Annotated in this window: 6 protein-coding genes; 4 read left to right on the forward strand and 2 right to left on the reverse strand. The window is 69.4% G+C overall.

Annotation, left to right across the window (positions count from 1 at the left end):
* Nucleotides 1-164 precede the first annotated feature (164 nt).
* The 4 genes from VJT49_RS04090 to VJT49_RS04105 are packed head-to-tail and all read left to right on the forward strand — an operon-like array spanning nt 165 to nt 9,479.
* On the forward strand, nt 165-1,748 hold the full coding sequence (locus VJT49_RS04090; protein WP_324163318.1) for a DUF2397 family protein: 1,584 nt from the start codon (nt 165-167) through the stop codon (nt 1,746-1,748).
* Nucleotides 1,745-3,091, forward strand: a complete 1,347-nt coding sequence (locus VJT49_RS04095; RefSeq protein ID WP_324163319.1) for a DUF2398 family protein — start codon at nt 1,745-1,747, stop codon at nt 3,089-3,091. Before VJT49_RS04090 ends, VJT49_RS04095 begins: the two co-directional genes overlap by 4 nt.
* The gene (locus VJT49_RS04100) at nt 3,091-8,139 is read left to right on the forward strand and encodes an SbcC/MukB-like Walker B domain-containing protein (RefSeq protein WP_324163320.1); all 5,049 of its coding nucleotides are present in this window, start codon (nt 3,091-3,093) and stop codon (nt 8,137-8,139) included. Before VJT49_RS04095 ends, VJT49_RS04100 begins: the two co-directional genes overlap by 1 nt.
* The gene (locus VJT49_RS04105) at nt 8,136-9,479 is read left to right on the forward strand and encodes a TIGR02679 domain-containing protein (RefSeq protein WP_324163321.1); all 1,344 of its coding nucleotides are present in this window, start codon (nt 8,136-8,138) and stop codon (nt 9,477-9,479) included. Before VJT49_RS04100 ends, VJT49_RS04105 begins: the two co-directional genes overlap by 4 nt.
* 576 nt (nt 9,480-10,055) lie before the next feature.
* Here VJT49_RS04105 and VJT49_RS04110 read toward each other — a convergent pair.
* Both VJT49_RS04110 and VJT49_RS04115 read right to left on the reverse strand, forming a co-directional pair.
* Entirely contained in the window at nt 10,056-11,081 is a 1,026-nt protein-coding gene (locus tag VJT49_RS04110) for a site-specific integrase (protein ID WP_324163322.1), read from the reverse strand.
* Nucleotides 11,078-11,500: a hypothetical protein gene (locus VJT49_RS04115; RefSeq protein WP_324163323.1), complete on the reverse strand. Its 423-nt coding sequence runs from the start codon at nt 11,498-11,500 to the stop codon at nt 11,078-11,080. The genes VJT49_RS04110 and VJT49_RS04115 overlap by 4 nt, the downstream gene beginning before the upstream one ends.
* Nucleotides 11,501-11,691 lie beyond the last annotated feature (191 nt).

The raw sequence follows: 11,691 nt of genomic DNA on the forward strand, positions 1-11,691 counted from the left end.
CGTACCAGCAGTAAGCCGCCGAACTCCGGACACTTGCCCACCGCGCCGAGACCTCACCGGCGGGATCTCCGGCCTTCGACGCCCCGTTCTTGTCGGTGGGCAGTCCCATACTGGCGCTGTTACTTCCGGAGCGTCCGCAACGACTGTCCAGGCAGGGAGGCCCTGTGACCATCTTGAACGCTTCGCCGGACCAGCCACAGCACTGGTGGCGGCAGGTCGTCGCCAGTGACTGGGCGGCGTTCTCACAGTCGAAGGACTTGGTTCGCGAGCGGTATGCCGCGTTGCTGGCCGCGCTCGAAGAACTGAGTACCCGGGGCCCCCGGTCCACGCTTGGCGAGATCGGGGAAAGGCTGCGCGCGGTCGGATTCCACGACCCGCTCACCGATATCGAGTTGCGTAACCTGCTGGACCAGCTCGCCGCGTGGGAGTTCGCGGCGCCGTTCCGCGACTTCGCCGCTCCGCTGCGGAACCTCCACGGTGTCATCAGCCGGCAGGAGGCCTGGGCGCTGACCCGTCGCGGCCGTGCGATCGTCGCGGCCGTACGCAAGGCGGTCCTGTCGGCCGATCGTGCGCTCCAGCTACCGAGCCGGCTGCTCGACAGCGTCGAAGACACGATCCGGACGTTGCTCGGGCACGTCGGGAAAACCGATGAGCACGGCCTGCTCGATGCCGATCTGGGCAACGTCGAGACCCGCATCGCGGAACTGCAGCGGGTCACGGCCGACTTCTACGACGCGCTCGGTCAGCTTGTCCAGTCGGACGTGACGAAGGACGACGTTTTCGACGGCAACCGTGACCGGGTCGTGGAAGCGCTGAGGCAGTTCGCCCGCGAGTACGATCGGGCGTTCGTGCGAGTCGGGTCCGCGCTCGCCGCCCTGCGGCAGGTCGGCCACCAGCACGTCGTGCAGTGCGCCGTGACGCACGCCGGGCTGCTCGATCCGGCCGCGCAACAGCACTGGGTGACCGACCGGGTCGCCCTGCTCTCCGCCCTGGAGGCTTGGTTCGTACCCGGCGGCAGTGTGCACCGGCTGGTCGAATCGGCGTACGGCGCGGTAAACACGCTGCTCAACGCAGTCGACCGTCGCTACAACGCGCGGTTGCGCGGCTCGGATCTCGCGGTGGACTTCCGCCTGCTCGCCCAGTCGCTGCACCGGCAGCCGGACGACGATTCGGCCCGGCAGGTGTACGCGGCGGCCTTCGGGGATTGGCCCGCGTGGCACGTCGCGTCCGGCCCGGCCGAGGAGGACGTCGAGCACGCCACCAGCGCCGCTGCGGGCCGGGTGCCGTTCGGTGTGGATCTGACGCTGCGCGAACACGAGCGGCACGGCCCGGCGGGCGGCCGCCCGCGCAAGGTGGTGGATGCCGGCGCAGAGCGGCAAGCGGCCCTGGCGGAGGCCGCCGCCCAGGCCGAGCACCGGCGGCGCTGTGCCGCGGCCCTGCTGACCCCAGGAGAGGTGGAGCTCGAGCACTTCGCAGGGCTCGATGGTGAGACAGCTGCAGTGCTCTTCGACGCGATCCAACTCGCTTTGGACATGGTGGAGCCGGCGACGGGAGTCGGACAGGCCGAAGCCGACGAGGCCGGGGTGCTGGTCAGTGTGCGGCTGGCCGGCCGCGGCGAGCAGGTCACCGTGCCGCTGGCCGAAGGCGACCTGACCGGACCGCGTCTGCTCGTCACCGTGCTCCCGTCCGGGGCGGCGATGCCGAGCCCCGAACCGCCGGCCACCGGCCGGCCGAGGAAGGTCGCATGAGGCACGACACCCTGCTCCACCCAGATCTCGCCGACAGCGCGCGGGTCCTGATCGCGAAGGGCAGGCTGCTTGCCGAGCAAGAGCCGGAGCTGTATCGGAACGCGACCCGCGGGCGCGTCGAGCTCACAAGGTTCTTCCACACCGAACTCGGCTGGACGCTGGAAGTGCTCGAGGCAGCGGACATGATCCGGTTGCACAAGCGCCGGGAGGACGTCCCGAGCGCACGCGGCCTGCGAATCCGCCGAGAGGGACAGGACCCGGTACCGGCGTCGCGCCTGGTTCTGCTGCTGTCGGCCCTCGCCTGTGAACAACTGTGGCGACGTCCCCGGATGACCTTGAACGACCTGCTGCAGTCGGTGGCGCAGGTCTGCGCGGCCGACAGCGAGAACAGCCTGCTCCCCCGGTTTCCCGTCGTCCCCGGTGACGGCGTGAGCAAGCAGGAGGCACACCGGAACCGGCACAGCCTCGTCGACGCGCTCCGGCTGCTGCAGGCCGACGGGACCATCGCCGTCGACCGGTCGCTCGACCAGGCGGCCGGTGACGGTGGTGACGCGGTGGTGTCCGCGTCACGGGATCGGCTGACCGCGAAGTTCTCCTCGCTTTCGCCGTCACTGCTCAACCTGGCGCAGCTGCCGCCACACCGGCACGCCCAAGTCTTGGCCACCGACCGGATCACGGAAGACGACGAACTCCCCGACGAACAGGCAGAACCCGATCTCACGGAGGGTCCCGAAATTCGCCGCGCGGTGCGGAGCGAGACCACCCGGCGCCGGTTTCGGGCGATGCGACGGCTCGTGGACGACCCCGGCGCCGACCCGGTGGCCGACGACTACCTGCAGTCATCCACCGGCCGCAACCGCGCGCTCACGGTGCTGCACGCGCTCGGCCTGGTGGCCACCGTGCGCCGTGACTGGTGGCAGGTCAGCGACCCCTCCGGACTGGGCAGCGCGCTCGGCTTCCCGCACGGCAGGCGCAATGAACGTCAGGCCGCGCTTGCTCTTCTCAGGCACCTGAGCACCCGCGAACCGACGATCGACGGACGCGAGCGCGTCGTGGCGATCGAGGAGATCGTCACGTTGTTCGAACAGATCCGGGAGAACCTGCCGCGTTGGGCGGCGGCTTACGGTGGGCAGCTCCGCGCGCTGGCCAAAGCGGCGGCGAACGGGCTCGTCGACGCGGGCTTCCTCGTGGCCGAGCCGGCCGAAGACGTTCCGGAGCCGCGATGGCGGCCCACTCCAGCAGTACGGATGTGGCGAGTCAGGCTCCACACCGCCCCCGGAGCGAACAGCGAGCAGAGAACCAAGACGCCCACGCTCTTCGACGATCCGGAAGGAACCCTCTGATGCCCACCGCACCGCAGACCGACCACGGCGCGCCGGCCGCGACCGGGCGGTGGCAGCCGACCCGCGCCGGCGTCCTCAACAGCTGGAAGTGGGCCGACGAGGAGTTCCACTTCGCCGACGGCTGGCTCGCGTTCATCGGCCGCAACGGTTCGGGCAAATCCCTCACCGCATCGCAGCTGGTCACTGTCCTGCTCGACGGCGACACCTCCCAAACGGCACTGAGCGTGTCCGGGCGAGCCGCCGGCACGCTGCTGAGCCGGCACACCGACAACCGCGACCGTGAGGACAAGACCGGGGTCTGGTGGCTCGAGTACGGCCGGACCGACCCGGCGACAGGCCAGACCGAGTACCTGACGACCGGGCTGTGGCTGCGCTCGTCCGGCCAAGCCTTGCTGCGCGCGTTCTTCCTCGTCCCCGGCCGGGTCGGGCACCAGTTCACCCTGCACGTCGACCGCAACCCGGCCGGGATCGACAATTTGGCCGAGCAGCTCGCCGCCCACGCCGGCGAGCTGTTCACCGACGCGCCGCGGCTCAAGCCCAAGGCGGCCGCGCACCTGAGCACCGTCGGCGCCGAGGCCGACTACCGGACGGCGGTGCGGACGCGAATCTTCGCGCCGCTCGACGAGATCCAGTACGACGCCCTGCTGAGCGTCCTCCGGACCCTCCGCAGTGTCCGGACCGCGGAGAAGATCTCGGCCAAGGACATGCTCACCGTGCTCACCGGCGCGCTGCCGGCGCTCGACCAGACGCGGTTGAGCGAGATCGCGTCGGCGATGCAGCGCATCGCGACGCTGGAAACCCAGCTCGCCGACACCAGGGAACAAGCGAAGAAGCTCGCCGACACCGACCGCGTCTACGAGCTCTACCGGCAGGCGGTCGCGCTGACCGTGGCCGCGGCCCTGCGCTCGGCCAACACCGAGTTCGACAACCTCACGCGGTCGGAACGCGCGGCCGAGAAGAACCTCGAGGAGGCGAACACCGAGATCGAGCAGGCACAGTCCGCGCTCAAAGAGGCGAACCGCAACCTGCAGCGTCGCGAGGGCGACCGCCGCGCCGCGGAAACCGCGGTCCGCGACCACGCCGGCGCCGAGCTTCCGTACAAGGAAGAGCGAGCCGGTCGCTTGGCTGAGGTCGCCGACGCCGCGGAAGAGCGCGCGGGTCAGGCGGCCGTCGATGCCGCGACAGCCGTGGACGGCGCCGCAGCGGCAGCACGGGACGCGATCGAAGCCCAGCAGAGCCTGACGAAGATCACGCAGGAGCTCACCGCGACCGCCGCGAAGATCCAGGGGGACGGCCCGGTGACGAACCTGGCCGGCGCCGCTGCCGAGCTGGCGAAAGCCGGCCAGCTGGATCCGGAGACCCCCGAGGTCGACGTCGCGGCCGAAACCCTCGCCGAGACTCCGTTGGCTTGGACGGAACACCGACAGGAGAAGGTCAAAACGGTCGCGACGGCATTGACCGGAGTCGACACGGCCAACGGCATCGCGGTCGCCACCGCCGAGCAGCACCGCAAGGCGGAGGAGGAGGTGGACGGCCACCGGGACGCGCTGAACGAGTGCTCGGCTTCGCGGGAAGACGCCGAACGACGTCTCGAAACCGCCGTCGTCGCCTGGCAGAAGTCGGCGACGCACTTCCCGCCGGTGCCCGACGCGTTGTTCGATCCGGACCCGGTTGACGGCCGGGTTGCCCCAGACCGGCTCACGAGCTGGGTCGATCAGCAGGCCGCGTCGATCAGGCAACAGCTCGACGCGACCGGGCACGAGACGCGCAAGTTCGCCGCCGAGAGCGTGAAGAACCAAGCGGCCCAGGATGCGGCGGCTGCGCGCTCGTCCGCGGACCGCACCGCGGCTGAGGTCGAGAAGCAGCGAACGCGGGAAGCGGCGCACCTGCATGAGTCCGAGGTGGCCGCGGCACACGACGCCGAAAGCGCCCGGGAAGCCGAGACGGACCACGCTCGGGAGGCCGAAGCCGCTTGGCTGTACCGTCACGAGCACTTTGTCACGCAGCTTGACTCGACCGAGTCCGCCTTGGACGAGCTTCTCGGCTGGCACGACAGCGTCGAACAATGGCGATCGGCGCTCCAGCACCTCGACCGGACCTCGCTCGCCGGTTCCCTGCCGGCGATCGCTGCGATCAAGCAGTTGCACGCCGAGCTGCGTACCGGCCGGACCGACGAACGGCTGACACGGACCGCTTTGCCGGTGCAGATCTCCGAGGAAGCCCTCGAAGTGCTCGTGGGATACGACGACCAAGCCCTGCGGACTGCGGTAGGCAACGCGGCTCAAGTCGCAGTCCGCCGGATCGACGAGCAGATCGCCAAGGCTAAGGCCGCCGTGACTGGACTGGACGAAGAGCTGAGCGCCGTCGCCGCCGAACTCGAGCAGGCGCGGAAGAAACCCGCACCACCACCGGCCCCGGTCTGGCGCACCCGCGTCGACGGCCATCCACTGTGGACGTTGGTCGATTTCCGGGCGGGCGTCGACGCGGACCGGCGGAATGCGTGCGAGGGTGCGCTCCTGGTTTCGGGGCTGCTGGATGCCGTCGTCACACCGGACGGTCGGGCACGGGTGGGTGACACCGTCCTGTCCGGACGGCAACAGTCGACCGGTCGGACCCTGGCCGACGTCCTGGTTCCGGAGCCGGAGTCCCCCGTCGACGCCGACCAGCTGAACAGCCTGCTGCGGAGCATCTCACTCGACGAGATGGGTGCCGACGTCACGACCGTGCGGACCGGCGTTCTGGCCGCCGCCGCGCCCGCGGGATACGTCACCGGCCACATCGGTGCGACCGCGCGGGAACGAGCGCGGGCCGAACGCGTCGCCCGGCTCGAAGCCCAGCACGCCGAGTTGACGCAACGCCGTGAGGCAGCGGAACTCGACGTTGCGGACCAGCAGGCCGTGCTCGCAGAAGCGGTCGGTGAACGGGACAGCCTGCCGTCGTCGCAGCCGTGGCGGCAGGCACGCGCGCAAGCACAGACCTCCCAGCGGAGCGCCGGAAGAGCTGACAGCGATGCCACGGAACGCCTCGCGAAGGCGGATTCGACGCGGCGAGCGGTGCTGGACCGGCTGCGGGAGAACGAGGCTGCTCGAAACCGAGTGCTGAGCGGTATCCGCACCGAGCTCACCGCCGCGGTCGCGAAGGCCGAATCGGCGTCCGAAGCCGCGGAGGCCGCTGCGGTGCACCTGGCTCAGTGCGCCGAAGCCGCTGAACAAGCCACGGCCACATGGCAGAGCGCGGTCCGCGAACAGGCGAGGGCGGACAAGCAACGTGCCGGGTTTCCGTCGCTCACCGCGCTCGGCGCCGCGCGGGACGATGAAGACGAAGCCACGAACCGGCTGCACAACGCCCAGAGCCACGTTGTGCGTCTTGTCGAACAGCTCGAGCACACTCGACTGGAAACCCGGAAAGCCCTGAAGGTGCTGAACGAGGCGGTGGATCTCGGCGACGGCCGGTCACTACCCGCCGAACGCCAAGCGCTGGACGCATTCACGGACGAATTGTCCCACTTGGCCATCCAAGTCCGGTCGTGGAAAGCGGTCGTCGACCGGACAAAGCAGCTGCGTACCCACGCCCGGCGCACCTCGGCGACCGCGGCCGACCAACGCCGGCGGAGCCGCAAGACGAAAAGCGAAGCGGTGACGGCGCGGGCGGCCGCGGTGAGCGCGCAGGCAGAAGTGGAACGGCTGCGCGAGCTCTACGGCGCGGCTTACGAAGAACTCCGGCAAGCTCTCGAACAGATGGCGCAGGCCCATGAGGCGGCGCTGAAGGAAGTCGACGAGATCAAGGACAGGATCACCCGGGCCGAGGTCGCGGCGGCGGGCGCGAAGAGCACCTTGGAAAGCATCGCACCGCAGCGTGGACAGGCCGAGACCCGGCGTGAGCGCTGCCTCGACCGGATGTACCGGCTGGTCGACGAATCGGTCGTGCCCGTGGCCGAGGACATCGCCGTCGACGCGGTCGGGCGGCCGACGAACCTCACGGCGGCGCTTTCCTGGGGTTCCGCCTTGCTGGCCGCGGAACCGCGCGGGCACAACCGCGAGGAGCTCACCAAGCTGCTCGAGAACCGCCGCCTGCGGCTGGAAAACGAAGCGAGGAAGGTCAGCGCGGCGCTGACCCGGTTCGACCGGCAGGTGACGGTGCAGACGATTCCCGGTACCGACTGGCGTCGCGCGGTCGTCGCCGCGCCGGACGCCCTCGGCGGGGAAGACTTGCACACGACGGTCCTGACCTTGCGCCAGACTGCGGAACAATTGGAGAACGACCTCCGCGACGACGTCAAGTCCACCCTCAAGACCAGCATGTTCACCGCGTTGCGCCGGGAAATCGCCACGCGCCGAACCGCCGCGGAAGACCTCGTCCGGCAGATCCGCGCCACCCTCGAGGACGTGCGCACTGGAGTCGCGCGGGTCGGCGTCGAGGTCGATTGGAAGGTTAAGGACGACCCCGACGCGAAACGCATGATCGAGCTGGTCAAGGCACTGCCCTCTGACGAGACGTTCGAGCAGATGTACGAGGTGCTGCGGCAACGGCTCGAGGACGCGACCGGCGAGACGTGGGAAGCGCGCGTCGCGCACACTTTCGACTACCGTGTGTGGCACGAGTGGGTTATCAAGGTCACCCACGCTTCGTTCGGCGACGGCAAGGCGGAGGCGTTCCGTTCCTTGACTCCCCGGTCGAACCCGCTCGCCTCGTTCAGCACCGGCGAAATGCGCCTCGCGACGATGCTGCCGCTGCTGGCGGCGGCGTGGTCCATGTACGAGGCCCCGGGCTACGCAGGCCCGCGGTTGTTGTTCGTGGACGAGATGAACGCCGCGTTCGACCCGCAGAACGTGCGGAAGCTCCTGGCTCTGCTGCGCGAATGGAACTTCGACGTCCTCTCCACCGCACCGGAGATGAGCGCACTGCTGAAGGCCGAGTCGGGCCGGGTGATGATCGCGCAGGTCACCCAGTCAGGTGCGGTGGGGGTGTCAACGCCCTGGCTCTGGACCGGCTCCGGGCAGCCGGTCCTAGTCGCAGACCGCATCGGTAGTACCGCGGTCCGGCCATGACACCCGCCGAGCTCCCGGCTAACGCACGCGCCCTGGCTAACGACGCGGATCTCGCTCCGCTGTGGCAGGCGGTCCACCAGCGACTGTGTCAAGTGGACGAGCCCGCCGAGCTCGCCACGGTTTCGGTCACCGGGCTGTCCGCAGGCGGTGTCGCGCTGCTGCGCAGCTGGCTCGACACCAGCACGCGGCGGCGCCGCGGGAAGTCGGCGATCTCGCTGAACGGCGGCGTTGCCAAGGTGCCCCTGCGGGAGCTGCTAGCCGAGTTCGGCGTCGCCGCCGAAGACCTCTCGGCGATAGCCGAGCTGGCGACAGGCGAACCCGTGGTGAACCGCACCGCCGGACGAGCCGCGAGTGCGGCCGCACGTGCGACGCTTTGGACCGAGGTGGAGAGCACCCTGGCCGCCGTGCCGCTGCTCGCGCGGCGGATCCGCGCCGCCGGCGTCGCGGACACCGACATCGACTTGGTCCGGACTGAGTCGCGGTACCTTGCGGCAGCCGTGGCGAAGATCGACCGGCTCCGCCTACAGGACACTCCGCCGATGACGCTGGCGAAACTGGCTCATGACTGCACCGGCGATCCCCACGGCTTCGACCTGGACGAACTCATCGGACGGCGCCTGGTCGAAGCAGTCGCCGAACGGGCCGGGGAACCGATCACGTACCGGCCGGACGCGGTCAGGGCGCTTCTGGCGCGATCCGGGGTGCTCGCGGATCGGCTGTCGTCGTCGGTCGTGGTGCTGAACCTGCGAGCGTCGGGTACCAGCGTCGTCGACGAACGGCTTCGGCTGGGAGGCGGTCCGGTGCCGCTTACGCTGTTCGACCTTACCGTCAACCCGCCGACACTGGCGGACGCCGCTATCTTGGTCGTCGAGAATCCGTCAGTCATCGAAGCGGCGTTGGCTGTGGGGTTCACCTGCCCGATCGCCTGCACGAGCGGACACCTGCGAGCGGTCGACCATGCGTTCCTGCAGCACGCGATCGACTGCGGAGTGAGCTTGAACTACGCGGGAGACGTCGATCGTGACGGTCTGATCATCGCCGCCCAGGTGAGGGAACTCTACGGGGCAAGGGTGCTGGCGATGGACCACGTCACGGTCACCAAAGCGAGCGCTGCCCCGTCTTCGGTACCACTCAGGAAGCTCCCCGACGAGACTTCACCCGAGCTGGTTGCCGCGCTGGCCGACCGCAGTAGGGCCGTCTACCAAGAAAACGATGTGATTCTGAACGTCCTGCTGGGCGGCTCGCCGGTCGTCGACACAGGTGACGATCCGAGTCGCGCGCGGTCGGCACCATTCCCCAGCAAGACAACACGGAAGCCTCACCCAGGGGTGCTCGACTGAGGAGATTCTTAGCAGCGCTGGCCGCACTCCTGGTCGTGCTGGTGATCGTCATCTGGCTCGTGCGTAAGGTCGGCGACCTCCGTTCCCCAGCGACCGCCGACCGACAGTCAGGGCCGAGGGCGGCACTCGCCAGTACTCGGTCGCGCTCGTCGTCGCCGATGTCCGGGTTCGGGGCGAACTCCCGGCCCAGTTTCCCGATCTGCATGCACTACAACCCAGCGCTCGGCCTGGTGGGCGAAGCGCCGGTCAGCCGAAGTCGACGGAGCGGCCGATCTCCACCCATCGCTGGTCTTCCTCGGCGGTCTCCCGGGTCACCGGTGCCATGTACTCTACCGCGTCGCGCCCCATTACCAGGTGCAGCGGCGGCTCCCGTTCTCCGGCCAGGGAACACCGGCGCGACCCGCATCCGGTCGATCGGTTCCCTGCCGCCGAAACGTTCGCGTGTCATACGCGCCAGTTCGCCGGCTGTCGGACCCCGGCGGTAGTGGTGACCGCCAAGATCGTCCGTTGTGGATTGACCGGTGCCGAGGCAGGCTGACAGACACCTGGTCCTCGGCAACGTGCCTCGAGGGCCGCCTATCGGTGTTGGTTGGCGAGCGGGTGGGGTTGGCCGGTCATGGCGGTGAGGGCGGTGGCGACGGCGTGGAGGTCGGCTTTGATGTAGGTGGTGGTGGCTGCGCCGGTGGTGTCGGTGTGGCCGGCGTAGGCGCGGGCGATGCCGTAGCCGAAGTGGCGTTCGACCCAGGTGAGGGTGGTGTGTCGTAGCCAGTGGGTGGAGATGCCCTGGTTGGCCACCCAGGGGAGCTGTTGGCCGATGCGGTGCCAGAGGTGGTCGTAGCGGCGGCTGGTCAACGCGCGGCCGTCGCGATAACGCAGCAGCGGCTCGATAGGTGTGGTGGCGTGACGGGCGGCCGCGTGGTCGGCGAGGCTGGTGGCGAGGTCCGGGCTGATGGGTTGCCAGCGGAGCTTGAGACCTTTCTCGATGAGGCGGACGAGGCAGTGGTCGGTGTCAAGGTCTACGACCCGCAACGCGAGTGCGCCGCCGCGTCGGCAGGCGGTTTCGGTGTGCAGGCGCAGGAGTAGTGCGTCGAGGATGACGTCGTTACCGCTGGTGCGGGCGGCGGCGTTGATGTGGTCAAGTTCGTCGGGGGTGAGTGCGCGGCGGTGGCTGGGCAGTCTGCGGGGTTTCGCTACGCGGTGCGCGGGGCTGGCAGACGGCGCCATCAGGCCGTCGGCGATGGCTCGCGTGTAGATGGCGCGGGCAGCCGCGATGACGTGTTCACCCGCGTGGCGGCCGTGCCTGTTGTTGCGCCGGGACACCGCGGTGCTGGCCATGTCGTGGCGCAGGGCTTCGATGTCGGTGGCGGTGATCTCGTCCAGCCGACGGTCGCCCCAGCGGGCGAGCATCCGGTCCCAGTAGGTGGCGTAGGTACGGTTCGCGCCGGGCCCGGCTGCCCCACGGACATGGTGGAGGTATCCGCGCAGGGTGGGCAGCCCCGCTGCCGTGGTGTCGTCGTGAGCGCGGAGATCGGCCAGGCTCACACCGAGCTGGGCCAGAAGCTGTCGCGCGACGGCGACCGTGGCCGCATGCGGGGACGTCATCGTGATCCTCCGAGAATCTCGTGATGAAAGTCGGCCAGCAGCCGGGTCAGGATCTCGGCGGTGTGCACGAGAAGGGTTTGGTTGCAACGGATGCCGGTAAGGACAAGCGCAGGGCCGCGCTCGATGCCGCACATCTGGCGTGCGGCTGCCGGCAAAGTGACGGCACCCCGCTTATCGACGCGATGGCGACCAGCCGGGTCGGCGACCAGCACGATCACCTCGCCGCGGATCTCCAGCCGGAGTCGCTGGGCCGGTCGCCAGCCCAGGGCATCGAACACCGACCGCTCACGCACACGACCGGTCCGGTCGACGCGCGCCATCCCGACCACCATGTCGGTCTCGGCAGGTTCAGCCGAGCGGTGTGCAGGCAGGTCCGGCAGACGTACCGGTTCGGTCTGACGCTCGGCGAAGTCGGGCACGAGCGCACTGATCAACTGTTCGTGGGGCCGCTGTGGCGGCGGCTGGTGGCGTCTGGTGCTCATGACGTCATCATCCGAGGCGCACAGCGCCGGACAAGTGCTTGACCAGCGGAAACTACACCGCTCGACGCTGGCGAACGCCCGTGCGGGTCAGAGGCGACGTTGGCGAAATTTCGCCAAAACCGGTGTCC

The organism is Amycolatopsis sp. (assembly GCF_035276945.1).
Taxonomy (GTDB): Bacteria; Actinomycetota; Actinomycetes; order Mycobacteriales; family Pseudonocardiaceae; genus Amycolatopsis_E.

What these genes read in the sequence shown, in the direction of transcription:
- VJT49_RS04100 (WP_324163320.1), top strand. Translation starts at nt 3,091, where the DNA reads ATGCCCACCGCACCGCAGACCGACCACGGCGCGCCGGCCGCGACCGGG.
- VJT49_RS04105 (WP_324163321.1), top strand. Translation starts at nt 8,136, where the DNA reads ATGACACCCGCCGAGCTCCCGGCTAACGCACGCGCCCTGGCTAACGAC.
- VJT49_RS04095 (WP_324163319.1), top strand. Translation starts at nt 1,745, where the DNA reads ATGAGGCACGACACCCTGCTCCACCCAGATCTCGCCGACAGCGCGCGG.
- VJT49_RS04110 (WP_324163322.1), bottom strand. Translation starts at nt 11,081, where the DNA reads ATGACGTCCCCGCATGCGGCCACGGTCGCCGTCGCGCGACAGCTTCTG.